A 23,979-nucleotide genomic window follows, 5' to 3' on the forward strand; every position below is an offset into this window, starting at 1 on the left:
GAGCTAGCGGCGGGCGGTGCGGCGAGCGACGGGCTAGCGGCGAGCGACGAGCTAGCGGCGGGCGGTGCGGCGAGCGACGGGCTAGCGGCGAGCGACGAGCTAGCGGCGGGCGGTGCGGCGAGCGACGGGCTAGCGGCGAGCGACAAGCTGGCGGCCGGCGGCGCAGCGAGCGACGAGCTGGCGGTGGGTGGCGAGGCAGCGGCGGTGCTCACCGGCATCCCGGCGGCGGTGCGGGCGGCGCGTGAGGAGTTGGCACGGCGGACCGATCGGGCGTACGCGGCGGAGATGACGTTCTTCCAGGTGCGGACAGGGAGCGAGGCGTAATGGGGTTCTGGTCAACGGTGCGCACCACGGTGCGGCGGCCCGCGGAGCAGCTGGTGTTCGCGGCGCTGCCCGCCGAGGGTGCCACGCCGCTGGTGCCGCGGCAGGGGTACGTGCGGGTGTGGCTGTCGCAGATGTTCCTGCAGCACCGCTCGACGCTGCTCGCCGACTGGGTGCCGGCCGCGCACACCAGGGTCGGGATCACCGCGGGCGGGCGGACGACGCACGACTACGGGCGGGTGCTGCGGCCCGAGCCGGGGCAGCTCACCGACGGCGTGCGGCTCAACTTCGCGCTCACCGACCTCGTGCCGTACGAAGGCGGCGAGATCGAGGTGACCGCGGTGCTCTTCGGGCTGCAGTCCGGCAACCATCTCGACGTGGCCGTGGACGTGCTGTCGCTCGTGTCGCTGCTGCCCGTGCCCGCGCTGCCGGTCGCGGCGAAGGTGTCCGAGAGCGCGCGTGACCTGGTCGTGCGTTCGGACGGGCGGGTGCATCTGGATCTGCACCAGACGTTCAGCGCGGACGGTGGTGGTGGCGCCGTCGTCAGCTCCGGCCATCTCGCCGTCGTCCTCGCCGCGCAGCGCGACCTCGCCACCGCCGACCTGCGGGTCGTCGGCGAGCGCCTGCACGTCGTCCGGGACGGGGCCGTGGTGCCGCTCGCCGGCCACGACTTCATGCTGCTGCGCCTCGAGTGCCGCACCGAACGGCCCGACCTGAGCATCCCCGACGCCGACCGTGCCTGGGCCGCGGCGGTGCACGCCTGGAGCGAGGGCGACGACACCGCCGCTGATGGCTACCAGCGCGCCGCCCGCGCCGCGGTCCTGCTGTCGCCGCTGCTGTGTGACGGCGACCGCCGCCGCGTCGTCGCCGCGATCGCGGCGCAGTGGCAGCAGCTGCGCGACCAGGCGCAGGGGCTGACCGCCGACGCCGTCCCGGAAGGCCTGGACGCGCTCGTCCGCCGCTGGTCGCCGGCCACCACCAGCGACCCGATCACCCCAGCCGAGGCGTTCGCCATGTGACACCCGGACGAAGGCGCGGATCGGTGTCCCTGCCGAGGCCGTGCGGCGGCTGGATGAAGGCGCAGATCAGTGTCCCTGCCGAGGCCGTGTGGCGGCCGGATTCAGGCGAGTGTGTTCAGCGGTCGATGGTCAGGCCCCCAAACAGGGGCGAACCGTCGCGGCAGGCTGCGCGAGCGGTCTTGCTCCTGGTCGGGTGGCAGCGCCGTACATTGGCGGAAAACGGAACAAGTCAGGCCAGGTTGGCGACGAGGAGGGTGCCGGTCGCCTCGAGGTGGGTGCGCATGGCGGCTTCGGCGGCGTGGCCGTCGCGGGCGATGACCGCGGCCACGACCGGCTCGTGCTCGGCGTGGATCTGGGTCAGGGTGCGGCCGCTGGCGGTCGTCGGCGGGCCGAGCAGGGCGGTCGTGGAGCGCAGCTGGGCGACGATGGCGGCGGCGCGGGCGTTGCCGGCGGCGTGCAGCAGCAGGTCGTGCAGCGCCCGGTCGGCCGGCCAGAACGCGGCCTCGTCGCCGCGCGCCGCCGCGGCCGCCATGGTGTCCAGGGCCGCCCGGATCGCCGCGTGCTGCTCGTCGGTCGCGAGGGTGGCTGCCTTCCGCGCGGCGGTCGGCTCCAGCGCGAGCCGGATCTCGATGATCTCCTCGACGTCGTGGGCGGTGGGCAGCAGGACGCTGAAGCCGCGGTTGCGCCGGATCGCGACCAGGCCCGCCTCGGCCAGGCGGAGCATCCCTTCCCGGACCGGGCTGCGGGAGACGCCGAGCAGGTCGGCCAGCTGATACACCGAATACGTCGCGCCGGGCACGAGCTCGCCGGCCGCGATGCCGTCGCGCACCGCCTGGGCGACGGCGTCGGCGAGGGAGGGGGCCTCGGAGGGAAGTCGCAGCGACGGCATGAGTAACATGTTACCTATGACTGACGTGGTGGCGGCGCTGGAGGCGACCGGGCTCGAGGTCCGCGCGGACGCGGGCACCCGTGGCATGTACTCCTCGGACGCCTCGCTGTACCGGATCCCGCCGCTCGCCGTGGTGCGGCCGCGGCACGTGGACGAGGTCGCCGCGGCCCTCGCCGTGGCGCGGGAGACGGGCGTGCCCGTCACGTCCCGCGGCGCCGGCACGTCCGTGGCCGGCAACGCCGTCGGCCGGGGCATCGTCCTGGACTTCTCCCGCCACCTGAACCGGGTGCTCAGCGTCGACCCGGAGGCGCGGACCGCGGTCGTCGAGCCCGGCACCGTGCACGCCGTCCTGCAGAAGGCCGTCATGCCGCACGGCGTGCGCTTCGGCCCCGACCCGTCGACCCACCCGCGCTGCACCATCGGCGGGATGATCGGCAACAACGCGTGCGGCTCGCGCTCCCTCGCGTACGGGCGGACCTCCGACAACGTCGCCGGCCTCACGGTGCTGACGGCGGCGGGGGAGGAGCTGGTCACCGGGCCCACGGTCAGCGGCGCGCAGTCGACGGTCGATGCCGTGCGCGCCGTCGTCGGCAAGCACCTCAAGACCGCCAGGACCGAGTTCGACCGGTTCGGCCGCCAGGTCTCCGGCTACGCGGTGCAGCACCTGCTCCCCGAGCGCTTCGACCTCACCCAGGCGCTCGTCGGCTCCGAAGGCACCCTCGCCGTCATCACCCAGGCGACCGTGAAGCTCGTCGTCGACGCGCCGGTCCGCGTCGTCGTGGTCCTCGGCTTCCGCGACATCGTCGCCGCCGGCGAGGCCGCCCCGGCCGTCGTCGCGCACGGCCCCACCTCCTGCGAAGGGCTCGACTCGCGGCTGCTCGACGTGCTGCGGGCCCGCCGCGGCCCGGCCGCCGTGCCGCCGCTGCCGGCGGGCGGCGCGTGGCTCTTCGTCGAGCTGGCCGGCGACGACCCGGGCGAGGTTTCGGCGCGTGCCTCGAAGCTCGCCGCCGACGGGATCGCCCCGGAAGCGTTGGTCGTCACCGATCCGGTGGTGCAGGCGCAGCTGTGGCGGATCCGGGAGGACGGCGCGGGGCTCGCCGGCCGGGCCCCCTCCGACCGGCCCGCGTGGCCCGGCTGGGAGGACGCCGCCGTGCCACCCGCGCAGCTCGGCGCCTACCTGGCGCGGTTCGACGAGCTCGTCGCGTCGTACAAGATGACCTCCGCGCCGTTCGGGCACTTCGGCGACGGCTGCATGCACGTGCGCCTCGACTACCCCCTCGACGAGCCCGGCGGCACCAAGGTCCTGCGCGACTTCCTCACCGACGCGGCCAAGCTCGTCGGCGAGTTCGGCGGCTCGCTCTCCGGCGAGCACGGCGACGGGCGCGCCCGCTCCGAGCTGCTGCCGCACATGTACTCGGCGGACGCGATCGCCCTGTTCGCCGGGGTCAAACACGCCTTCGACCCCGATAACCTCCTCAACCCGGGTGTCCTCGTCGACCCGGATCCCGTCGACGCCGATGTACGACCGGCGGGCCGCTTCCCGCTCAAGGGGCTGGCCCTCGCCTACCCGCACGACGGCGGCGACCTCGCGCAGGCCGTGCACCGCTGCACGGGCGTCGGCAAGTGCCGCGCCGACAACTCCGCCGCCGGCGGCGTCATGTGCCCGTCCTACCTGGCGACCCGCGAGGAGAAGGACTCCACCCGCGGCCGGGCCCGGGTGCTGCAGGAGGTGGTCCGCGGCGAGCTGACCTGGTCCGACCCGTCCGTGCACGACGCCCTCGACCTGTGCCTGTCCTGCAAGGGCTGTGCCTCGGACTGCCCGACCGGCATCGACATGGCCACCTACAAGTCCGAGGTGCTGCACCAGACGTACCGTGGACGGCTGCGGCCACGCTCGCACTACACCCTCGGGAAGCTGCCCCTCTGGGCGCGCCTGGCGGGGTGGACGCCGCGGCTGGCGAACCTCGGCATCCGCCTGCCCGTGCTGGGCGGGTTCTTGCTGTGGCTGGCCGGCGTCGACAAGCGCCGGTCCGTGCCCCGCTTCGCCCGCCGCCCGTTCCGGCGCACCTTCAAGCCCGAGACCAGCGAGCTCAAGCCGGTCGTGCTGTTCGCGGACTCGTTCTCCGACGCGTTCTCCCCGTCCGTGGCCGCCGCCACCGTTCGGGTCCTGCGCGCCGCCGGCTACGAGCCACGCCTGCCGTCCGGGTCGGTGTGCTGCGGCCTGACCTGGATCACCACCGGCCAGCTCGACTCCGCCCGCAAGATCCTGACGCGCACCGTGACGGCGCTCGCCGCCGACGCCCGCGCCGGCGTGCCCATCGTCGGCATCGAGCCGTCGTGTACCGCGGTGCTCCGCTCCGACATCCACGAGCTGCTGCCGGACTCCCCGGACGCGCCCGTGGTCGCCTCGTCGGTCCGCACCCTCGCCGAGCTGCTCGCCGAGACCCCCGGCTGGACCCCGCCGGACCTGTCGGACGTCGAGGTCGTCGCCCAGCCGCACTGCCACCACCACGCCGTCCTCGGCTGGAAGGCCGACGCCGACCTGCTGGCGTCCACCGGCGCCAAGGTCCGCCGCCTCTCCGGCTGCTGCGGCCTGGCCGGCAACTTCGGCGTCGAGATCGGCCACTACGACGTGTCCGTGGCCGTCGCCGAGCAGCAGCTGCTGCCGGCCCTGGACGCCGCCCCTTCCGCGGTCGTCCTCGCCGACGGCTTCTCCTGCCGCACCCAGGTCGCCGACCTGCGCGACCGCCCCGCCGTCCACCTGGCCGAGCTGCTGGACCCATCGCGCTGACCGATGGCGGCCATCGCGCATCGTCGTTTTTCGCCGACCCGGGCGGCGCTTACGGTGGATGCGTGTTCGACTACGACGCCGAGCTCCGCCCGCACACCGCCCACCTGCGCGCCGCCGCCGCGGTGGACACCAACGACCGGGTGCTCGACGTCGGCTGCGGCACGGGCCAGACGACCCGCGACGCGGCCCGCGCCGCCACCGCCGGCAGCGCGCTCGGCGTCGACATCTCCGGCCCGGCGCTCGCGACGGCGCGAACCCGCAGCGCCGGCCTGAGCAACATCGCGTTCGAGGAGGCGGACGCCGCGGTGCACGCCTTCCCGGCCGCCCACTTCGACGTGTGCCTCAGCCGCTTCGGCACGATGTTCTTCGCGGACCCGGTGGCCGCCTTCACCAACATCGCCATGGCCCTGCGTCCCGGCGCGCGCCTGGCCCTGCTCGTCTGGCAGGCCGCCGAGCGCAACGAGTGGTCGACCGTGATCGGCGAGGCCCTCGGCACGCCGCCCCGGCCGGCCGCGTTCTCCCTGGCCGACCCGGCCTCGACGGGCGACGTCCTGACGTCCGCGGGGCTCACGGACATCGCCTTCACCGACGTGCGCGAGCCGGTGTACTACGGCCCCGACCCTTCGGCCGCCTTCGAGGCCGTCATGTACCTCGAGCGGGCCGCCGGCACCGACCCGGACCCGGCCGCCCGCCGGCGCCTACGAGCGGCCGTCGCCGGTCACGCCACACCCGCCGGCGTCACGTTCGACTCCCGCGCCTGGCTGATCACCGCCCATCGCGCCTGACCCCGCGCCGGGCAGGGGGAGCAGGGCGAGGGGGACGTGGTGCTGGCCGGCGTGGATGTCGCGGTCGTGCAGGCTGCCCTGCGAGACCGGGCGGGGGAACGAGATCTTCACGACGTTGAGCGACGGGATGCGGAAGATCTGCACGGTGGCCGGCGGCACTCCGTACAGGCGGGCGATCACCGGCGCGTCGACGAAGGCGACGGCGGCGAACCCGGCCTCGTCGCGCATGAAGAGCTCCATCGTCACCCAGAACGGGCCGGCGTTCTTGGAGCGCACCTCGATCGCCAGGTCGCCGACGGTACGGGACATCACAAGGCCTCCGGGAAAGCGATGCGGAACAGGCTGGTGGGGGAGTCCACGGCGACGACGTGGTTGAGGACGAACTCGTAGGTGGCGCCGCGCTCGGTCTCGGCGGGTGACGTCGCGAACGCGAGGCTCGGCAGGTGCTGCATGTCCGGCGTCGGCAGGTGCAGCATGAGCGGGTTCGCCACCTTCGCGATCGCGGTGGCGGTCGCCTGGTCGGCGGCGTTGACCAGCAGCATCACGCCGACCTCGCGGGGCGGCCGGGTGTCGGGGTCCAGCGGGCCGAGGACCGCGTCGAAGCCGTAGAGGCGGATGTCGAACGAGTAGCCGTCGTGCAGGCCGAGCGTCTGCGCGACCCGGTCGGTGAGGACCTTGCGCAGCAGCGCCGCCCACGTGGTGATCTGGCCGAGGATGTGCGGGTCGCGGATCGCGGTGAACGACATCGTCTGGTAGCCGGTGACCCGCGCGCCTTCGAGCTTCACGGTGTACTGCTCGGCCGGCTCGAAGCGGGAGCCCTCCACGCGGACCCGGCGGTGGTCCAGGGCGCGGTACGTCGCGCCGGCCACCTCCAGCGTCCCGGCGGGCTCGCGCATCGAGAACGGGTTGGCCGTCTCGTACAGCATGTGCGCCGCGACCGACGTGGGGGTGCACGCCACCGCGGGGTCGAGCGGCTCGATGGTGAAGCCGGTGGCGTCGACCGTGGCGAGGACCCCGCTGGAGCGCGGGTCCGTGGTGCACTGCGCGCCGCACTCGACGATCTTCGCGGCGTGCCAGGCGGGGCCGGCGGGCAGGCCGCGCATGAGCGGGACGGCCGCGGCGAGCGCGGTGTCGGTGGCGCGGCCGGCGAGCACGACGTCGGCGCCGGCGGCGAGCGCTTCCGCGATCGGCTCGTGGCCCATCATGGCGACGATGTGCGCACAGCTGTCCAGGGTCGCCGCGTCGAGGTCGCCGGCCGGCGGCAGCGGCCGGATCCTGCCCTGGTCCAGGAACGCGCCGAGGTTCTCGGCCTGCTGCTCGCTGTAGATGGTGGCCAACCGCAGGGACAGGCCTTCGGCGGCCAGGACGTCGCGGGTGATGCCGGCGACCCAGTCGACGCCGGCGTCGGTGCCGCTGGTGCCGCACGAGCCGATGATCAGCGGGATGCCGGACGTGGCCACCGCGCGCAGCAGCGGGCGCAGGTCACGGGCCACAGCCGCGGCGGCGGTCTTCGCGGTGCCGGTGCCGAGGTAGTAGGGCCCGGAGTCGGTGGAGCCGCCGTCGAGGGCGATCACGTCGGCGCCGAGCTCCAGCCCGCGGTCGATGATCTCGGGCGGGAACCCGGAGCCGAGCATGCCGGACGGCACGAGGATGCGGACGGTCACATGATCTCCTGTTCTGAGGGGACTGCTCCGGAACGCCGCTCCAGGTGCTGGAGCCGGGCGATCACGGCGATGGCGAGCGATGCGAGGACCGCGATGTCCAGCAGCATCCCGGCCCAGCCGGTGAGGTCGACGACGGCGCCGATGAGCGCCGGTCCGCCGAAGCCGCCGAGGTACCAGGTGACCGCGTACAGCCCGGTGTAGGTGCCGAGGACCCGGCTGGACGGGGCCAGGTTCCACAGCGCGACGATCGCGTTGATCGTGAACGCGGCGGCGCCGGCGGCCGCGACGCAGAACACGACGACCGTGCCGGTGGCGGTCTGCGCGACGGTGCCGGCGGCGAGCGCGACCACGAACACGACCATGCCGGCGGCCATGGTGCGCAGCCGCCCGAAGCGTTCGGCGGCGAGCGCGGCGGGGTAGCAGGCGAGCAGGTACGCGACGCCGCTGGGCAGGGTCAGCCCGCCGGCCTCGCCGCGGGTGAGGCCGAGGGCCTGCATCCCGTAGGGCGTGATGAGCGACCGCGAGGCGAACCACGCCCCGCCGAACAGCAGCACGGTGAGCAGCAGCAGGAGCCGGCGGCGGTCGGGGTCGCGGACCAGCTCACCGAACACGTGACGGGCTTTCGCGTCGGACCGTGCCGAGGTTTCCGCGGCCTGATACCCGGGGGAGCGGCTGTCGCGCACCTTGGCCACCAGGACCGCCGTGGCGAGCAGCATGATCGCGGCGGGGATGACGAACGCGCCCTTCGGGTGCTCGTCGACCACGAGCAGGCTGATCAGCGACGCGACGATGATGGTCAGCGAGGTCGCGATCTTCACGGCGGCCGTCGCCCGGCTGCGGCGCTCCGGGGCGATGAAGTCCGGCACCAGCGACTCGGCGAGGGGGCGGGTGCTGTTGGCGACCAGCGCGTACAGGAACATCACCGCCACCAGCGCCGCCAGCGACGTCGCCCAGGGCAGCAGCAGGAAGATCAGCGCGGCGAGGGGCATGCCGACCGCGATGTACGGCATCCGCCGCCCCCACCGCGTCCGGGTGTTGTCCGACCGGTTGCCGATCCACGGCTGGACGAACATGCCGACCAGGTTGTCCGCGCCCATGAGCAGGCCCACGACCGCCGCGCTGGACACGTGCTCGCGCAGCAGGGCGGGCACCTGGTTGTCGTAGAAGTTCCAGGTCGACTCCTGCGCGAAGAGCGCCAGGGCGACGAAGAACGTGATGCCGCGGTCGGACACCGTGCCGTCGCGGACCTTCGGTTCGGCCATGCCGTGCCTCCTTGGGGGTGTCCGGCGTCACGCTAATTTGCTATAGCAAAACCGTCAACAGTTGCAACGGTCGTACGTGATGGCATGCGCTAGAGTGCGTGGCATGCCCGCCGAGACGCTCGCCGACCAGGCGTACCACCACGTCCGCACCGCCATCGCGACCGGCGAGCTGGCGGCGGGGGAGAAGGTCACCGAGCGCGGTGTGGCGTCCCGCCTCGCGATCAGCCCGACCCCCGTCCGCGAGGCGCTGCGCCGGCTGGAGCTCGACGGGCTCATCGAACGCATCGGCCCGCGGACCGTCCTCGTCGCCGCGATCCGCGACGCCGCCGTCGACGACCTGACCGAGGTGGAGATCGGCCTGCGCGGCCTGGTCGCCCGCTTCGCCGCCAGGCACGCCACCACCGACCAGCTCGACACCCTCGACGCGATCCTCGACCGCGCCGACGACCTGCTCATCCTGCTCAAGGACCGCCGCCGGCACGAGCAGCCCACCGACCGGCACCTCAACGCGCTGCTGGACACCATGCAGGAGTTCAACGACACGGTCGACGCCTGCGCACACAACCCCGTGCTGATCCGCATGCTCGACCAGAGCCGCGTCTTCTCCCGCCCGCAGCGCCGCGAGCTGCTGCTGCGCCGGGTCGCGGAGGACGAGTCGTTCGGGCTCGAGCGGTACACCAGCCACCGCGCCCTCGTCAGGGCCCTGCGCGCCGGCGACTCCGCCACCGCCGAACGCATCGCCCTCGAGGACTCCCAGGGTGGCCTGGCCGCCCTCCGCGACGGCCCCTGACCGACCTCAGGCGCAGGCGGCGGCCGCTGTACCGGTGGCGAAGCGCCCCGCGTCGATGCGGGCCACGATGTGGTTCATCAGCTGGAAGGCGATGCGCAGGTCCGCCTGCTCGACGAAGGGCAGGTCCGTGTCGGCGGCCCGCAGCCGGTCGCCGTACCCCGCGACGAGATCCTTGCGGGTCGACGCCGGATGGATGCCTTCGGCGGTCTGCGCGCTGTCGGTCACCGAGACCGCGAACACCGTCCCGTCCCGGCCGATGAGCACGGTGAGCGCCGGGAAGCCGTCGTCGCCGGTGACCAGCGTCGTGCAGGTGCCCGTCCGCCCGCTCTCCTGCCGCAGCGGGAACGGGGACGCGGCGCGGGCCTGCGCCTCGGTCATGCCCAGCCTGAGATCGCCGATGCCGTCGGCGCGGACGATGACCGAGAAGCCGGGCTCGTCGGGTGCCACCGTCATGCCCGCCTCCGGGAACAGCGTCGCGAGCCGGCGGGCGTCGACGCCCTCGTGCTGCCGCAGCGACTCGTAGATGAACTTGCCGTGGCTGGTCTCGCCCCACGCGATGTCCTGCCAGCGGCCGTCCTTCCACGCGAAGAAGGCCTCCTGGGTGCCGTGCACGCCGATCTCCGGCCCGGCGAAGCGGACGTACGCGAACCCTTCGCGGCAGTACGACGCCCGGATGGCGTCGGCGTGCTCGATGCTGTTCAATGCCGCGTCCTGCTCGCCCACGCACTGCGACGCCGGTGTGGCGGCGGGCGCCGGCCGCGAGGAAGGGCCATCGCATGCCGCGAGCGCGAGGACCGGGACGAGTGCGACGAGGATGCGCTGGGCGGAGGCCATGGTCACCTGCACGGGGGCTCGTAGGGTGTGGACGGGATGTAGGCGCGCCACTGCTCGGCGGTGACGAGGTCGCCGGTGGTCGCGCAGATGCGGGCGATCAGCCGTCCGGGGTCGAACAGTCGCAGGGACAGGGGATCGCGGCCGCCCGCACCGGCCAGGAGCCCGACGTCGGCCGGGGTGTCGCCGCTGACGTCCCAGACGTGGACGCCGTCGCCGTTCACGGTCAGCAGGTGCCGCCCGTCCGAGCTGTAGGCCAGGTCGTCCGCGGCGACGTGCGCGAAGGTCGCCGGCTCGGCGGTGCCGCGCAGGTTCCAGACGGTCAGGCCCGCCCCGGCGACCGCGACCGACCCGCCGCCCGCGGCGAACGCGACGCCGGCCGCGTCGCCCATGAACCGCAGCTCCCGCCGCCGCTGCGGGCCGCCGGTCGTCAGGTCCCAGATCTCGAGCCGGCCTCCGTCGCCGGCGCCGGCCAGGCGACGCCCCGACGGGTCGAAGGCGACGCGCGTCATCCGGCCCGGACCGGTCGCCAAGGTGACCGGGTGCTCCAGCGGTCGTGCCGCCGCCAGGTCGAACACGGTGAGCGTGTCGTCGGCGACCGCCAGCCACCGGCCGTCGGGGCTGACCGCCAGCCCGTGCACGCCCGGGGTCCGGTTGGGCCGCTCGTCGCGCCGGGTGAGGGTGTCGCCGCCGACGTCCCAGACGGTGATCCAGCCGTCGCGGCCGGCGGTGACGACGACCGCGCCGGAGGCGGACACGGCGACGGCGGGCTCGCCCGTGTCGACCCGTGGCCGGTCGCTGACCGGCGCCGTCGACAGCAGCCTCGGCGGCCGGTCGGGCGCGACCGCCCACAGCCGCACCTCACCGGTGAAGCCGACGGTCGCCGCCCGGTGAGCGGAGCCGCCGACCGCGGTGCCCTCGACCGACTCGGGCAGCACCGGTCCCTGCGCCGGGCAGGCCGGCGCGAGCGTCCAGAAGTTCACCTTCGACCCGGCCGAGCGGACGAGGAACCGGTTGCCGGCGGTGAACATGACGGGCCCGCCCGTCTCCGGCGCCGCGATGCACGACGGCATCCGGGCGTAGGAGAAGTCGTGGAACTCGGTCGGGCTGACCCGCACGAGGACCGGCTTGCCGGTGCGGGCGTCCCAGCTCGCCATCGTGTTGTCGGCCGGGCTGAACGCCGCGGCCGTCGCGAACTCGGCCGGCCGGTGCGCCAGCTCCTCGCCGGGCGGCCCGAGGTGCCACAGCAGCAGCCCGGACCAGGAGTCGTCGACCACGAGGGCGGACCCGTCGAGGCTCGTGGACAGCGGGGTGAGCATCCGCGGCCGGCGGGTGTCGCTCCCGGCGGGAGGCTTGGGTGCGGGGATCTCCCAGCGGCGGAAGGCGTCGCGGGTGTCCACGGCGGCGAGCGCCGACCCGCCGACGACGAGCACGCCCCGCGAGGTGAACAGCAGCGCCGGCACGGCGGGCCCGGCGGGCAGCAACTGGTGCCAGACCTCGGTGAGCGGCGCGCCGGCGGTGAGGTCCCACACCCGGACCGCGAGGTCACCGGTCCGCTGCAGCAGGGTCGCCGGAGCGAAGCCGGCCGCGAGGTACCGGCCGTCGGCGGAGAACTCCAACGCGGTCACCCGGTGCCCCTGGTGCACGACGCGACCGGCGGGTCCCGCCGGCGACCGCACCTCGATCCCGCCGTCGGCGTCGGCGATGGCGATCAGCTTGCCGTCGCGGCTCGTCGCGACGTTGGTGACGGTGCCACCGGCCTCCGGGAGGATCCGCGTCACGCGGTGCTCGCCGAGGCGTGCGGTGTAGATGCCGCCCGCCGCGGCGACCATCACGTCGTCACCACCGGGCACCGCCCGCACGGCCTGGATCTCCCCGGGGAAGGTGAGCGCGCCGCCGGTCGTGGACGCGTCGAGGACGGACCGCAGCGCCTCCGGGGTCGGCGAGATCCGGTACGCGGCGGCGGCCAGCTGGCGGGCCAGGTTCGGATCCTCCGCCATCAGCTTCCGCGCCTGCTCCGCCACCGCCCGCGACGACGCCATCCGCCGGGTCCGCTCCGCCTCGCGGCTCTGGAGGAAGTACACCGTCCCGGACACGGCCAGGACCAGCGCCACGACGGCCGCCAGCGCGCCGCTGACCCGCTGCCAGTCCGGGTGGTACAGCGTCCGCCACGCCTCGCCGACGGTCCGCACCGGGTGGACGTCGGGGCGGCCGTCCACCTTCGGGCCGCCCGTCCGCGGGACGATCGCGACGAGCTTGGCCCGCCGGGCCGCGTCGAGCTTCGCGTCCATGCCGCCGACCTCGCCGAACGTGCCGCCGGCGGTGAGCCTGCCGGTCACGGCGAACGGCCGGCGCGACGGTCGCAGCCAGCGCGCCGCGGTCATGACCGGCCGCCACCCCCGCGCCAGCACCGCCGATCGGGTCGGCGGGCCCAGCACGGCGACGAGCAGCACCGCGAACGCGGCGCCCGTCGAGTCGCCGACGACGTGCAGGCAGGGCTCGCCCGGCACGGTGAGCCGCCACACGACGCACGGCGCCGACTCCCGGCCGGCGGTCGCGTGGCGCCAGGCCGCGGCGATCGACCCGGCGAACGCGTCGTCGCCGCGCAGGAACGCCGTCGCCGCCGGGTCCGGGTACAGCCCGGCCGGGCCGCCCGGGACCAGCGCGATCTCCAGCGTGCCGGCGACACCCTCGCTGCCGTGCCGGCCCTGCCGCTCGAACAGCACCGCCATCCGCTGCGCCGCGCGGCGGGGGCGCAGCGCCCCGGCGGCGAGCAGCGCCTGCAGCACCACCCACGAGCGCACCGCGCCGCCCGGGAGCGGCTCCACCAGCTCGGCGATCCGCTGGGCCGCCGGGTGCCGGTGCGCGGTCGGCATCGTCTCCGGCATGATGCGGGTGTCCCGCCAGTACGTGACGGCCGCCGCGACATCGGCGTCGGTGCGCCCGGCGGCGGCGAGCGTGACCTGCGCGACCGCCACCGCCGCCCGGCGGAGCGCGGTGCGGTCCGCGGCGTGTCGCGGGGTCTTCTCGTCGAGCAGGCTCAGCAGCCCGGACTCCTCATCGAGCCAGGCGTCAACGAGTCCGGGCTCGGTCCGTGCGGCGGCGGCACACGCCGCCCACCAGCCCGCGACAAGATCGTGGAACAGCTCCGTCGGCGACCCGGCCGGGTCCGTGCCGCGCCGTGCCCGGACGATCCGCGCGATCTCCGCCTCCGGCGTCATCGGTCCAGCTCCGCGGCGATGCGTTCGCGAGTGGCCGGATCGACCTCGTCGGCGAGTGCCCTCCACGCGTCGATCGTCTCGACATCGGCCGCCGCGGCGATGGAGTCGCGGATGGGGGCCGTCCTGAGCTCCGCGAACGGCTCGGTCAGCTCCTCCACCGACCAGGGGCGGTTGCCTGCGAACCCGGTCAGTTCGACCACCGCTTCGGAGATCCTGAACGGCCTGGCCCCGACGGGAGCCACGATCGTCCGGTCGCCGCCGTCCCGGCCCGCGAACCGGATCAGGAAGCACCGCACGTGATCCGCCGACGCGGCCAGATCGACCTGGACCCGGCCGCCGGACATCTGCCGGACGGAGACCCGGACGTTGCCGCGGTCCGAGGCGAACCTGTGGACCGTCTCCTCCGGTGCGGCCGCGAGCACAAGTTCGTTCGTTCGCAGCGCGGGCAGCGTCATGATGAACTGGTCGACGTCGACGGAGAACCCGTGCGACGCGCGGAGCATCACGCGGCTCAGATCGCAGTGCCGGACCCGCCGCATCAGGGTCCGGGACGCGTCGGTCGGTGGGCCGGCTGTGTCGCGCAGGGCCGCCACCAGTGCGAATGCCGCCGCGCGGAGCCGCGGAATGCCGGCAGCGAGCGCGCGTGCCACGACGAACGCCAGCTCGTCGAGCCGCTCATCGGCATCCGCGCGGCGCTGGATCAACGCTGCGCGCAGTGCGAGGCCGTCGGGGCTGTCGACGATCCGAGCCGCCGCGCCGGTCGCCGTCGCTTCGTCGCCGAGCTGGAGCGCGGTGAATCCCAGCAGCGCCAGGCCGAGCGCCGGCAGGTTCGCGAGGTCGCTGCGGAGCACATGGAGCGCGGCGTCGGGCCGGCCACGGTCGGCGAGGGCGATCGCCGCGCTCGTCGGGTCGCGGACGGTCCGCCCGGGGCCGGTGAGGCGGGTGTCGCGGGACCCGGGGCCGACCACGACGACCTCGTCGAAGCTGTCGGGGCCGGTGGGCAGTGGCACCGAGACGGCGTACGTCCCGGGCGGCAGCGTGATCGGCTCGCCGGTGCTGCCGGTCGCCACCACCTTCAGCCGGCTGTCGCGGACCGTCACCGGCAGGGCGACCCCGTCCATGTCGACGACCAGCGTGCCAGGTTCCGTCATCGCAGCGTCACCGTCTTGTGTGCTCTCGGCGGAGCGACCTGCACCGATGCCACCGTCTCCGGCGCGAACCGCGGGTGCGGCGGGTCGAAGGCCACCGCCAGGGTCCAGATGCCCGCCGGCACCGGCACGTCGACCACCGGCAGCGGGCGGCGTTCCAGGGCCTGGACGTCGCCCTCGAAGATGCGCGCGGTGCACCCGGCGGCGTGCTGGGCGGCGGCGGGGTCGACGAACAGCGTCACCGGCACCGACGGCACCTCGCACTCCAGGAACGCGACGTCCGACAGGTACGAGCCGCCGACCATGACCGTCTGCTCCTCCGCGCCGACGGCGGCCAGCTCATGCGCCCGCCGCCGCAGGTGGCGGTGCAGCGACTCGGCGGTCACGCCCCACCGCTCCCCGTCGCCGTCGAGGCGGGTGCGGGCGTCGAGGTCCAGGCACTCCAGCAGGGCCCGCACGAAGACGCTGCCCACGCCCGACTGCCAGGCCGCCGTCCCCGGCGCCGCGGCGAAGAAGATGGGCCGGTGGGCCGGGCCGGTGCCGCGACGCGGTTCGAGGGTGATCCTGCCGCGCAGCGGGCCCGCGTAGTCGTCCAGGCCGTGTGCCGGCACGCGGCAGGCGTCGACGAAGTACCACTGGCGGGTCGGGCAGCCGTCGAGGCTCAGCCCTCTCCGGACGCCGGCGACGTCGACGGCCGCGTCGAACGGGTCACCGATCGCGCCGGCGTCGCGGAGCATGACGATCGCGCCGTCGTCGGTCTCCTGCACGCCGTGTCCGCAGATGTACAGGACGGCGACGTTGTCCGGCGACGACCGGCAGTCCCGCGCCCACTCGTGCAGCGCCTGGTGCACGGCCGCGCCGTCGGCCCGCGGCACGGTGTCGCCGCCGGAGACGTATGGCCGCTCGTCGTCGGTCGGCGCGAGCAGCAGCCGGATGCTGCCCAGCCGCCGGTCCCCGCCCGGGTACCGGTCGCGCATCCACCGGGCGAACAGGTCCGCCGACGTCGCGCCCGACGGCAGGTCGTCCAGGTCGGACAGCGGGCGGAACGGGTACTCCGACACGCCGATCACCAGCACGTGCGTCGCGGGCCCGGGGGTGTCGTCGCGGAACCAGCACGGCAGCGGCGCGGTCATCCCGCCGTCACCCGCCCGCCGGCCATGATCCGGTCGAGGGCGCCGGCGATGACGGTCAGGCCGGCCTGCGCGCCGAACCCCCACGCGGCGACGGTCACGTAGTCGCGCCAGCCGCCGAAGGCCTGGTCGAAGTACAGCGCGCTGAGCCCCGTCCAGACGGTGACGACCGCGATGGCGGCGAACACGAGCACGTTGCGGACCCGCCGCGACCGGGCGACCCGCCGGGCCGTCGCGGCCGCGCCCTCCCGCGCCTCGGCCAGCGCGAGCGCCGGGTCGGGCGGCACCGGCGGCAGCGGCACCGGCCCAGGTCCGGGGCCCGGCACGCCGGATGCGACGAGCCGCTCGCGGGACTGCAACGCGTGCAGGACGACGGCCGGCGCGTCGAGGCGCTCACCGATCCGCAGCCCGGTGTACGCGGCGCCGTCGGCCGCGGCCCACATGTCCTCCAGGACCGCGTCGACCGTGGCGGCCGCCTCCGTCAGCGACCGCAGGTCGGTCGCGTCGCGCTGGGCGGGCTTCAGCCGCCGCGCGAGCGCCCGCAGGCCGTGGACGGCGGTGGCGTCGGCAGGCCAGGCCCGCAGGGCGACGGTCGTGGCGTCGATGTCGGCGATCAGCTGCGGGACCGTGTCGACGTCGTCGATCGGCCGGCCCCGCAGCAGCGCCCCGGCGTGCGTGACGAGGGCCGGCAGCCGGCCGGCCGCCGCCTGCCCGGGCCTGGCGTCCCACGGGGACGGCGGGTCGCCCGGCGTGCCGGCGACGGCCTGCTCGGCGACGCCCAGCGCGGCGAGGCGCTGGGCCGTCGCCGGCCACGCGTCGACGAGCTGCCGCAGCGCCGTCATGACATCGAGCTGCGCCTGGAACGGTCCCTCGTCGGCGGTCAGCTCGCTGAACCTGCGGCTGAGCTTCGCCAGCTCCGACCGGACCGCGGCGAGCCGCGCCTGCAGGGCGGGCAGGAACGAGTAGGCCCGCCACGGCGCGCCCCCACCGGCCTGGCGGAACCGCTGATGCGCGGCCGCCGCCTCCGCCTCGAGCAGCCACGACTCCTCGACCGCCAGCGACACCGTGCTGAGCCGGCCCGCCTGCCAGGCGGTCACCAGCGCCAGCGCGACACCGGCGAGCAGGACCAGGAGCGGGAACACGAAGTCGTCGGTGCTGCGCAGCGTCAGCGCCACCTCGCCGGCCGCGTCGTCGTCCGGTGCCAGATCGATCGTCCCGGTGTAGTCGCCGGCCCGGGTGGCGCCCGCGAAGGCGAGCTCGACGTCGTGCCGCCCCGCGTGGCAGGTCGCCTGCACGGTCACCGCGCCGCCGCCCGCCGACGCGAGCCCGCCGACCGGGATCGTCGCGTCCCCGGCCGGGCACGTGACGCCCTGGGCGAGCGGCAGCGTGGCGCCGCTGAGCCCGGTCACGAACGGGCCGCGCGACGACGTCACCTGCCACTCGGCCACGAGCGGCAGCCACCCCACCGGCGCCGGGCCGATCTCGTACGCCCGCCGCGCGACGACGGCCGGCGTCCCCGGCGCCCGGGCGACGGCAACCAGGAATCCGGGCGCGCCGTCGTCCCCGGCCGGCGTGACGGTGAAGACCGCGACCCCGCCCGGATCGAGGTGCGCGCTCGCCGGTGCGACGGTGGCGGCGCCGGTCCCGCCGTCCCCGGCGATGCTCCGGATGTCGACGTCGTACGGCACGCCGGCGTTGTTCACGACCGCCGCCCTCGCCGGGTCGCCGGGCCGCAGCCGTAGCACGGTCCCGTCGAGGAACTCCACGTCGGCGCCGTCGGCCAGCGCGGGCGGCGGAGCCAACGATCCGACCAGCAGCATGACCGCCGCGACGATGCCGGCTTTGCGCAGCACGTGCCCTCCCATCCCGGGTGACCGGTTGTGGTTACCCTGTCACGGTCGATGGCCGGCGTGATCGTCCGAGCGGATACGGTGCCCGGCCGATCGTGCCTCGACGCACCTGGACCACCGGCCCCCGAACGGCTGCCATCTCGTCGATGGGCCGACGCCGGCAGGTGGGACGGGTTAGCGTGGCCGGATGACTGCAGCGGAAGAACACCGGAGCATCGCCGGCACGTTCACCGACCGGGTCCGTGGCGTGCCGGCCGGTGGCTGGGACCGACCGGCACCGTGCGAGGGCTGGGTGGCCCGGGACGTCGTCGGGCACCTCGTCGAATGGCTGCCAGGGTTCCTGCGCGCCGGCGCGGGCATCGACCTGCCGAAGGGGCCGCCGGTCGCCGAGGACCCGGTCGCCGCCTGGCAGGTGCACACCGACGCCGTGCAGGCGCTGCTGGACGACCCGTCCAGCGCCGACCGGATGCTGTCCAACCCGCACATCGGCGAGCTGCCGGTCGCCACGGCGATCAGCCAGTTCTACACCTCCGACGTGTTCCTGCACACGTGGGACCTGGCCCGTGCGACCGGCCAGGACGAGCGGCTCGACCCGCAGCGCTGCGCGGTGATGCTGGAGGGCATGCTGCCGATGGACGAGGTGCTGCGCAGCAGCGGCCACTACGGCGCGCGGGTCGAGGTCCCCGCCGACGCCGACGCGCAGACCCGGCTGCTGGCCTTCATCGGCCGCGACCCTTCCCAGTAGTCGACGCCGCCCGGCCGGTCCCGGCGCGGGCCGAGACCGACCGGGCGGCCGGATTCAGTTGAAACTCTGCTGCCAGAATTCGGCGTCGGCTGCGTCGTGCCAGCGAGTGAACCCGCAGGCCCAGGCCACCGGATCGGTCAACGGCGGGCCACCGAAACGCGGCTCGCCGGAGACCAGCAGCCGCGATCCGACCCCGAAAGGCGCCGCTTCCAGGCCGACGCCGCCCGTCGGATTCGGCAGTTTGACGGTGACGCTTTCCGCCGAGCCGCCACGGAACCATCGGTGAACCTTGAACGTCACCGGAAGAAACATGTTCGTCCCGTCATTGGTGGCGCCGATTCCGGTCACCGACCCGTCGAACGCGAAACTGCGCCGGGCAAGTGACTGTGCCGAATACGACTCGACACAACTCTGGCTCGCGGAAGTGCCCGCGAAGACGTCGCCGCGGCGCGTGCCGGACGGTGACCCCGGCTCCGACGTCGACTCGGCCCTCGGCGGCGAGCCGGGCCCCGACGGCCGGTGTGGCAGGTCGTTCAAGGCAATGGCGAGCGCAACGACCGCCGCCGTCGCGGTCGTGACGGCCACGCCGATGGTCAATGCCCAGCGGCGGCGAGGTCGTGGTGCTGCCGCCGGGCTGTTGATGATCCTTTCGAGGAGCGCCTGCCTGGCGCGGGAGTCACCAAGTGCCTCCGTGTGCGCCGCGTCCAGCGCCATCGCCTGCCTGACGCGATCGGCGAGTCGTTCGTCCTTCACAGCTCCCACCTCCTGGCACTCCATGTCCGACACCCGGCAGGGCGTTACACCTCGATGCCCTCGGCGTTCAGCTCACGCGCGAACCGGGTCCGGGCGCGATGGAGCCTCACCCGCACGTACACCGCCGGGCGGCCCAGCGCCCGGGCGATCTCGGTGGGGGTGAGCCCTTCCACCGCGACGAGACCGAGAATGTCCTGATCCTCGGGGCGCAGGCGGTCGAAAGCGGCGGCGACGGCACCATCAGGGTCAGGCGCCTCGGTCGCCGTCGAGGTGGTCCCCGTCGCGAGGACCCGAGCCGCGAGCCGGTCGTAGCGGCGCCTGGAGCGCGCATGGTTCGCCAATACCCGGCGGGCGATACCGTACAGCCACAGTATTGCCTCTTCACCGTCCGGCATGTCCTCGACGCGCCGCCAGGCGGTCAGGAAGACATCCGCCACGACATCCGAGGCATCCTGCACCGAATCGGTGCGGCGCAGCACGTAGGCAAAGATTGGCTCATAGTGGGCGGCATATGCTCGCTCAAACCGGGCCGATCGCATACCCGCTCCATGTCCACCAACACCCCATGCGTTACACCCGCTTTCGCAAGCATTGCAGATTCGGCATCTGCCGTACCGAGGCCGCCTGCGCTATCCCGGCGCCGCGACGAGTGCGTCGCCGAGCGGGGTGCGGCGGTAGAGCACGGAGCGGCCCGACCGGGCACGGTGCACGAGCCCCGAGCGGTGCAGGACGGCGAGGTGGTCGCCGACGGCGCCGGTGGCCATGCCGTACGCCCGGGCGAGCTGGCTCGTGCTGGCCGGGTCGCCGAGGGTGGCCAGCAGCAGCGCCCGGGACCGGCCGAGCAGCGCCGACAGGTGCGCGGGCGGCTCGGGCGGGCCGTGCTCCAGCAGCGTCCCGACGCCGCGGGCCGGGTAGACGATCGCCTTGGGCCAGGGGTCGTCGGCGTACACGGCGATCTCCGGCCACACGAACACCGACGGGACGAGCAGCAGCCCGTCCCCGCCGAGCGCGATCTCGCCCCTGCTGCGGACGTGCAGGTCGATGCCGCCGTCGCGCCAGCGGACCTTCCGGTGGAGCCCGGCGAGGGCGGCGGCCCAGCCCGCGCGGCCGAGCTCGCCGACGCGGTGCACGACGTCGCGCTCGCACAGCAGCCGCAGCCGCGGCCAGTCGTCTTCGAGCAGCGCCGTCCACGCCGCGGCCAGCACGTCGGCGAGCCGGTCCAGGACGTCCGGCGCGGCCAGCACCGCCCGCGCGGCGTCCGACACGTCGCGGCGGTGCCGCAGATAGAAGTCGATCTCCGCCCGTACGCCGTCCGCCGGCGCGGCGCGCATCGTGGCGAGGTCGTCCTCGATGGTCTGCAGCCGCGGCGGCGGGGAGAAGAACGTCGCGCCGGCCCGCGGCGTGTGCAGCGCGTCGATCGCCCCGAGCCCCGCCCCGTGCCGCCCGGCCAGCTCCGTGAACCGCGGCCGCAGCCGGGCCAGCCATGCCTCCGGCACGCCCTGCGGGTGCGGGCTCTGCAGGGCGCGGATCAGGTGGTGCAGCTCGAAGACCGGCGACAGCGCGAACCTGGTGCGCACCAGGTCCTCCGCACCCACCAGGAACCGCAGCACGCCCTCGACCTTACGCCGTGTGGCGAATCATTCGTGCCGTTGCCCGCTCGCCCACAGGCTGGTGCGCATGACTGTCGTCGACCGCCCGGCCACGTACCGCGAGGTGTTCGCGGAGCCGTCGTTCCGTGCCCTGTTCGTCGCGCGGACCCTGGCGATCGGCGCGAACTCCCTGCAGATCTTCGCGCTGTCCGTCCTGGTCTACACCGGCACCGGCTCCGCGCTGCTCAGCGCGCTCGCCTTCGGCGCGGGCTTCCTGCCGCAGGTCGTCGGCGGGCTGCTGCTCGGGTCGCTGACCGACCGCCTGCGCCCGCGGCCGCTCATCGTCGCCGGGTATGCGGTCGAGGCCCTCCTCGCGGCGGCCCTGGGCCTGCTCGACCTGCCGGTCGCGGCGAGCCTCTCGCTGGTCGCCGTGGTCGCGTGCGGCACGCCGGTGTTCGCGGGCGCGGCGGCCCGCGTCATCGCCGAGCAACTGACCGGCGACGCGTACGTCCTCGGCCGCTCCGTGTCCAACATGTCGTCCTCGGCCGCCCAGCTGCTGGGCCTCGCGGGCGGCGGCGTCGCAGTGGCTGCCGCGGGCCCCCGCCACGCCCTGCTCTTCGCCGCCGCCTGCCATGTGGCCGCCGCCGTGCTGGTCCGATTCGGCCTCGGCTCAGGTGGCGGTGAGGTGAGGTCCCGTGGTGGCGCCGTCCGTTCCGGTGGTGGCGCCGTCCGTTCCGGTGGTGGCGCCGTCCGTTCCCGTGGTGGCGCCGTGCTTTCCCGTGGCGGTGCCGTCAGGGACAGCTTGGCCGGGGCGTCGGCGTTGTTCGGTGACCGCGCCATCCGCCGGCTGCTGCTCGCCCAGTGGCTGCCGTCCGCGTTCGCCGCCGGCGCCGAGGCCCTCCTCGTCGCGTACGCCGGCCGCCGCGGCTTCCCACCAGGCTCCGGCGCAGTCCTCATGGCCGCCCCCGCCGCCGGCATGCTCCTGGGCAACTTCGTCGCCGGCCGTTTCCTCCGTCCCACCCTCCGCGAACGCCTCGCCGGTCCCTTCCTGTTCCTGCTCGGCATCCCACTCATCGCCGTGCTCGCCGCCCCACCGCTCCCGGTCCTGGCGGTGCTGCTCGTCATCGCGGGGACGGGCTTCGCGTACGGCCTCGGCCTGCAACGCGCCTTCCTCGCCGCCGCCCCCGAGGCCCGCCGTGGCCAGCTCTTCGCCCTGCTCTCCACCGGCATGATGGCCCTGCAAGGCCTCAGCCCCCTGCTCCTGGGCACCGTCGCGGAGCTCACTTCGCCGGCCCTGGCCATCGCGTCCGCCGGAGCCGCCACGGTACTGGTGGCCCCCCTGCTCCTGCGCGTCCGTCCCAGCTCCACGGCGCCCTGATCCACCTGACCCGCGTCACCGCCGGCCGTCGCGAGCGTTCGGACCGGTCAAAGACCTCCGTGCCGGCCCGTGCCGGCCTCGAGGCCGTCCTTCTGCCGGAGTGCGGCTTCCAGGCGGTCGCGGGCAGCGGTCTGGGCGGTGATCCGCTCGTTGAGGACCGCCAGCCGTTCCCGCGCGACCCGCAGGCCCGTGGCCGAGGGCGGTGCGGCGGCGACGTCGCCGTCCAGGCATGGCAGGAACACGCGGACGTCGTCCAGGGTCAGGCCGGCGGCCAGCAGGAACCGGATGTTGCGGACCCGCACCGCGGCCCGTTCGTCGTAGACGCGGTAACCGTTGGCGGCCCGCTCGGAGGAGATCAGCCCGGCCTGCTCGTAGTGCCGCAGCGCGCGAGCGGTCGTCCCAGTCGCTTCGGCCAGCTCACCGATCCGCACCCGTCCCCCTCCGTGGCCACTCCTATCACGCCACGACCGCTCCGCCGTCGACCGGGAGCACCACGCCGGTGACGAACGACGCGGCCGGTGCCGCCAGTTGGATGATCGCCCAGGCCACCTCCTCGGGGCGGCCGATCCGGCCCAGTGGGGTGTGTGCCAGTTGCCATTCCCGCACCGCGGCCAACCGCTGCGGCGTCAGGCCCTGGTGCTCGCCGATGGGGGTGTCGATCGCGCCGGGGGCGACCGCCACCACCCGGACCCCGCGGGGTGCCAGCTCGACCGCCCAGCTGCGGGTCAGGATCTCCAGAGCGGCCTTGGTCGCGGCGTACACCGAGTTGCCCGGCCAGGCCCGCTGCCCCACCGCCGTGCTGACGTTGACGACGACACCACCGGACTCCTCCAGCAGCGGCAGCGCGGCCTGGGTCAACAGGATCGGCGCGACCATGTTGGTGGCGACCTGCGCCGCGATCTGCCGCGGGGTCAACCCGCCGAGGGCGCCACCGTGGACGATGCCGGCGTTGTTGACCAGCACGTCCAATCGGCCGAACGTCTCCGCCACCGACTGGGCGATCCGCTCGGGTCCGTCCTGGGCGGTGATGTCGACGGGCAGCGGCGTGATCCGGTGGTGGCCGGCCGCGGTCTCCCTGAGCGTTTCGCCGCGCCGCCCGATCGCGACCACGTGGGCGCCCTCGGCGGCGAAGGCTCGGGCGGTGGCCCGCCCGATGCCGGTGCCGGCCCCGGTGACGGCGACGACCCTGACGCTCCGCGCTGCGGTGTTGTCCATACCGGTCATCGTGCAACCCTGCCGCCTACGACAAGGTCAACGCCGCAGCGGCGAGAGGGCCCTGGTCGCGTCACGAAGATCGCGGTGCTCCGGTGTGGCGGAAGGTGTCGGAGGCGCGGCGGGTGAAGCCGAGTCGTTCGTACAGGCGGATGGCGGAAGCGCGGTCGGGGCGGGAGGTCAGGTCGATGGTGCGGGCACCTTCGGTGCGGGCGAGGTGCAGGGCTTCGCGGATGAGTGCGGCACCGGCGCCGTGGCCTCGGGCGGACCCGTCGACGACGACGTCCTCGATTCTGGCGCGCAGGCCGGTCGGGACGGGGAACGTGACGAGCGTCAGGACGCCGCTGATCGTGCCGTCGATGCGGGCGGCGAGGATGCGGTTGCCCGGCCAGGCGATCAGTGCCTGGAGGGCGGTGGCGTCCGGCGGCGTGGCGGAGGCGGACAGCTGGGGCAGCAGGCGGGTGAACGCCTCGACCGCTTCTTCGGTGGCGGCGGTGAGGCGCTCGACGGCGACGTCCATGGCGGCACTGTAGCGACGGACGGCCGTGGGGTGGCGGGTCGTGGTGGTCGCGGTGGTGTTGGGTGTGGCGTAGGACGGCGT

The 23,979-nt window shown here is 74.6% G+C and carries 21 protein-coding genes and 1 pseudogene; 7 read left to right on the forward strand and 15 right to left on the reverse strand.

The genetic code is table 11. The annotated features are described in order from the left end of the window. Positions 1–324: pseudogene (locus tag AB0I21_RS35180) on the forward strand (hypothetical protein); the annotation flags it as partial. Continuing rightward, a complete protein-coding gene (locus AB0I21_RS35185) occupies positions 324–1,340 on the forward strand; it encodes a hypothetical protein (protein WP_360567697.1) in 1,017 nt (338 codons plus the stop codon). The pseudogene AB0I21_RS35180 and the gene AB0I21_RS35185, both read left to right, overlap by 1 nt. 229 nt (positions 1,341–1,569) lie before the next feature. On the opposite strand, the gene AB0I21_RS35190 is transcribed toward AB0I21_RS35185, so the two are convergent. Then, complete coding sequence (locus AB0I21_RS35190) at positions 1,570–2,229, reverse strand: GntR family transcriptional regulator (protein WP_360567699.1); 660 nt, start codon at positions 2,227–2,229, stop codon at positions 1,570–1,572. A 16-nt stretch (positions 2,230–2,245) separates the two neighbouring features. On the opposite strand from AB0I21_RS35190, the gene AB0I21_RS35195 reads away from it, so the two are divergent. Together AB0I21_RS35195 and AB0I21_RS35200 are read left to right on the forward strand one after the other, a co-directional pair. Further along, complete coding sequence (locus AB0I21_RS35195) at positions 2,246–5,020, forward strand: FAD-binding and (Fe-S)-binding domain-containing protein (protein WP_360567701.1); 2,775 nt, start codon at positions 2,246–2,248, stop codon at positions 5,018–5,020. 62 nt (positions 5,021–5,082) lie between these two features. Further along, positions 5,083–5,805: a methyltransferase domain-containing protein gene (locus tag AB0I21_RS35200; protein ID WP_360567703.1), complete on the forward strand. Its 723-nt coding sequence runs from the start codon at positions 5,083–5,085 to the stop codon at positions 5,803–5,805. On the opposite strand, the gene AB0I21_RS35205 is transcribed toward AB0I21_RS35200, so the two are convergent. Genes AB0I21_RS35205 through AB0I21_RS35215 form a run of 3 tightly spaced genes read right to left on the reverse strand, consistent with a single transcriptional unit; the run spans position 5,719 to position 8,731 of the window. Next, positions 5,719–6,114 carry a DUF4387 domain-containing protein gene (locus tag AB0I21_RS35205; protein WP_360567705.1) on the reverse strand — a complete coding sequence of 132 codons (396 nt, stop codon included), beginning with the start codon at positions 6,112–6,114 and terminating at the stop codon, positions 5,719–5,721. The genes AB0I21_RS35200 and AB0I21_RS35205 overlap by 87 nt on opposite strands. Then, positions 6,114–7,469 carry an acyclic terpene utilization AtuA family protein gene (locus AB0I21_RS35210; protein WP_360567707.1) on the reverse strand — a complete coding sequence of 452 codons (1,356 nt, stop codon included), beginning with the start codon at positions 7,467–7,469 and terminating at the stop codon, positions 6,114–6,116. The genes AB0I21_RS35205 and AB0I21_RS35210 overlap by 1 nt, the downstream gene beginning before the upstream one ends. Next, on the reverse strand, positions 7,466–8,731 hold the full coding sequence (locus AB0I21_RS35215) for an MFS transporter (RefSeq protein WP_360567709.1): 1,266 nt from the start codon (positions 8,729–8,731) through the stop codon (positions 7,466–7,468). Before AB0I21_RS35215 ends, AB0I21_RS35210 begins: the two co-directional genes overlap by 4 nt. 103 nt (positions 8,732–8,834) lie before the next feature. Between AB0I21_RS35215 and AB0I21_RS35220 the strand changes: the two genes are divergently transcribed. Beyond that, the gene (locus AB0I21_RS35220; RefSeq protein ID WP_360567711.1) at positions 8,835–9,521 is read left to right on the forward strand and encodes a GntR family transcriptional regulator; all 687 of its coding nucleotides are present in this window, start codon (positions 8,835–8,837) and stop codon (positions 9,519–9,521) included. 6 nt (positions 9,522–9,527) lie between these two features. Here the strand turns inward: AB0I21_RS35220 and AB0I21_RS35225 are convergent, their stop codons facing one another. From AB0I21_RS35225 to AB0I21_RS35245, 5 genes are read right to left on the reverse strand one after another with little or no spacing between them, the layout of a single operon-like run. Further along, positions 9,528–10,367 (reverse strand): hypothetical protein, encoded by an 840-nt coding sequence (locus AB0I21_RS35225; protein WP_360567713.1) that lies wholly within the window; start codon positions 10,365–10,367, stop codon positions 9,528–9,530. Next, complete coding sequence (locus AB0I21_RS35230) at positions 10,358–13,573, reverse strand: hypothetical protein (protein WP_360567715.1); 3,216 nt, start codon at positions 13,571–13,573, stop codon at positions 10,358–10,360. Before AB0I21_RS35230 ends, AB0I21_RS35225 begins: the two co-directional genes overlap by 10 nt. Continuing rightward, entirely contained in the window at positions 13,570–14,724 is a 1,155-nt protein-coding gene (locus AB0I21_RS35235) for a hypothetical protein (RefSeq protein WP_360567719.1), read from the reverse strand. Before AB0I21_RS35235 ends, AB0I21_RS35230 begins: the two co-directional genes overlap by 4 nt. Further along, positions 14,721–15,854 carry a caspase family protein gene (locus tag AB0I21_RS35240; protein ID WP_360567721.1) on the reverse strand — a complete coding sequence of 378 codons (1,134 nt, stop codon included), beginning with the start codon at positions 15,852–15,854 and terminating at the stop codon, positions 14,721–14,723. Before AB0I21_RS35240 ends, AB0I21_RS35235 begins: the two co-directional genes overlap by 4 nt. After that, on the reverse strand, positions 15,851–17,704 hold the full coding sequence (locus AB0I21_RS35245; RefSeq protein WP_360567723.1) for a hypothetical protein: 1,854 nt from the start codon (positions 17,702–17,704) through the stop codon (positions 15,851–15,853). Before AB0I21_RS35245 ends, AB0I21_RS35240 begins: the two co-directional genes overlap by 4 nt. 184 nt (positions 17,705–17,888) lie before the next feature. Here AB0I21_RS35245 and AB0I21_RS35250 point away from each other — a divergent pair, with 184 nt between their 5' ends. Continuing rightward, entirely contained in the window at positions 17,889–18,446 is a 558-nt protein-coding gene (locus AB0I21_RS35250) for a TIGR03086 family metal-binding protein (protein WP_344506844.1), read from the forward strand. Between the two features lie 54 nt (positions 18,447–18,500). On the opposite strand, the gene AB0I21_RS35255 is transcribed toward AB0I21_RS35250, so the two are convergent. The 3 genes from AB0I21_RS35255 to AB0I21_RS35265 form a co-directional block, all read right to left on the reverse strand. After that, complete coding sequence (locus AB0I21_RS35255; protein ID WP_360567725.1) at positions 18,501–19,199, reverse strand: hypothetical protein; 699 nt, start codon at positions 19,197–19,199, stop codon at positions 18,501–18,503. A gap of 44 nt (positions 19,200–19,243) precedes the next feature. Continuing rightward, positions 19,244–19,738 carry a sigma-70 family RNA polymerase sigma factor gene (locus tag AB0I21_RS35260; protein ID WP_360567727.1) on the reverse strand — a complete coding sequence of 165 codons (495 nt, stop codon included), beginning with the start codon at positions 19,736–19,738 and terminating at the stop codon, positions 19,244–19,246. Positions 19,739–19,828: 90 nt separating this feature from the next. Next, the gene (locus AB0I21_RS35265) at positions 19,829–20,809 is read right to left on the reverse strand and encodes a DUF5937 family protein (RefSeq protein ID WP_360567729.1); all 981 of its coding nucleotides are present in this window, start codon (positions 20,807–20,809) and stop codon (positions 19,829–19,831) included. Positions 20,810–20,876: 67 nt separating this feature from the next. Between AB0I21_RS35265 and AB0I21_RS35270 the strand changes: the two genes are divergently transcribed. Continuing rightward, positions 20,877–22,166 carry an MFS transporter gene (locus AB0I21_RS35270; RefSeq protein WP_360567731.1) on the forward strand — a complete coding sequence of 430 codons (1,290 nt, stop codon included), beginning with the start codon at positions 20,877–20,879 and terminating at the stop codon, positions 22,164–22,166. Positions 22,167–22,213: 47 nt separating this feature from the next. On the opposite strand, the gene AB0I21_RS35275 is transcribed toward AB0I21_RS35270, so the two are convergent. From AB0I21_RS35275 to AB0I21_RS35285, 3 genes are all read right to left on the reverse strand, one after another. Continuing rightward, a complete protein-coding gene (locus AB0I21_RS35275; RefSeq protein WP_360567733.1) occupies positions 22,214–22,597 on the reverse strand; it encodes a MerR family transcriptional regulator in 384 nt (127 codons plus the stop codon). Between the two features lie 25 nt (positions 22,598–22,622). Then, positions 22,623–23,381: an SDR family oxidoreductase gene (locus AB0I21_RS35280; protein WP_360567735.1), complete on the reverse strand. Its 759-nt coding sequence runs from the start codon at positions 23,379–23,381 to the stop codon at positions 22,623–22,625. A 70-nt stretch (positions 23,382–23,451) separates the two neighbouring features. Beyond that, positions 23,452–23,979: GNAT family N-acetyltransferase (locus AB0I21_RS35285; RefSeq protein WP_360567737.1), on the reverse strand; the 528-nt coding region annotated here is incomplete at its 5' end.

This window comes from Dactylosporangium sp. NPDC050588 (assembly GCF_040654975.1).
Taxonomy (GTDB): Bacteria; Actinomycetota; Actinomycetes; order Mycobacteriales; family Micromonosporaceae; genus Dactylosporangium; species Dactylosporangium maewongense.

What these genes read in the sequence shown, in the direction of transcription:
- AB0I21_RS35185 (WP_360567697.1), top strand. Translation starts at nt 324, where the DNA reads ATGGGGTTCTGGTCAACGGTGCGCACCACGGTGCGGCGGCCCGCGGAG.
- AB0I21_RS35190 (WP_360567699.1), bottom strand. Translation starts at nt 2,229, where the DNA reads ATGCCGTCGCTGCGACTTCCCTCCGAGGCCCCCTCCCTCGCCGACGCC.
- AB0I21_RS35195 (WP_360567701.1), top strand. Translation starts at nt 2,246, where the DNA reads ATGACTGACGTGGTGGCGGCGCTGGAGGCGACCGGGCTCGAGGTCCGC.
- AB0I21_RS35205 (WP_360567705.1), bottom strand. Translation starts at nt 6,114, where the DNA reads ATGTCCCGTACCGTCGGCGACCTGGCGATCGAGGTGCGCTCCAAGAAC.
- AB0I21_RS35215 (WP_360567709.1), bottom strand. Translation starts at nt 8,731, where the DNA reads ATGGCCGAACCGAAGGTCCGCGACGGCACGGTGTCCGACCGCGGCATC.
- AB0I21_RS35220 (WP_360567711.1), top strand. Translation starts at nt 8,835, where the DNA reads ATGCCCGCCGAGACGCTCGCCGACCAGGCGTACCACCACGTCCGCACC.
- AB0I21_RS35230 (WP_360567715.1), bottom strand. Translation starts at nt 13,573, where the DNA reads ATGACGCCGGAGGCGGAGATCGCGCGGATCGTCCGGGCACGGCGCGGC.
- AB0I21_RS35235 (WP_360567719.1), bottom strand. Translation starts at nt 14,724, where the DNA reads ATGACGGAACCTGGCACGCTGGTCGTCGACATGGACGGGGTCGCCCTG.
- AB0I21_RS35240 (WP_360567721.1), bottom strand. Translation starts at nt 15,854, where the DNA reads ATGACCGCGCCGCTGCCGTGCTGGTTCCGCGACGACACCCCCGGGCCC.
- AB0I21_RS35250 (WP_344506844.1), top strand. Translation starts at nt 17,889, where the DNA reads ATGACTGCAGCGGAAGAACACCGGAGCATCGCCGGCACGTTCACCGAC.
- AB0I21_RS35260 (WP_360567727.1), bottom strand. Translation starts at nt 19,738, where the DNA reads ATGCGATCGGCCCGGTTTGAGCGAGCATATGCCGCCCACTATGAGCCA.
- AB0I21_RS35270 (WP_360567731.1), top strand. Translation starts at nt 20,877, where the DNA reads ATGACTGTCGTCGACCGCCCGGCCACGTACCGCGAGGTGTTCGCGGAG.
- AB0I21_RS35280 (WP_360567735.1), bottom strand. Translation starts at nt 23,381, where the DNA reads ATGGACAACACCGCAGCGCGGAGCGTCAGGGTCGTCGCCGTCACCGGG.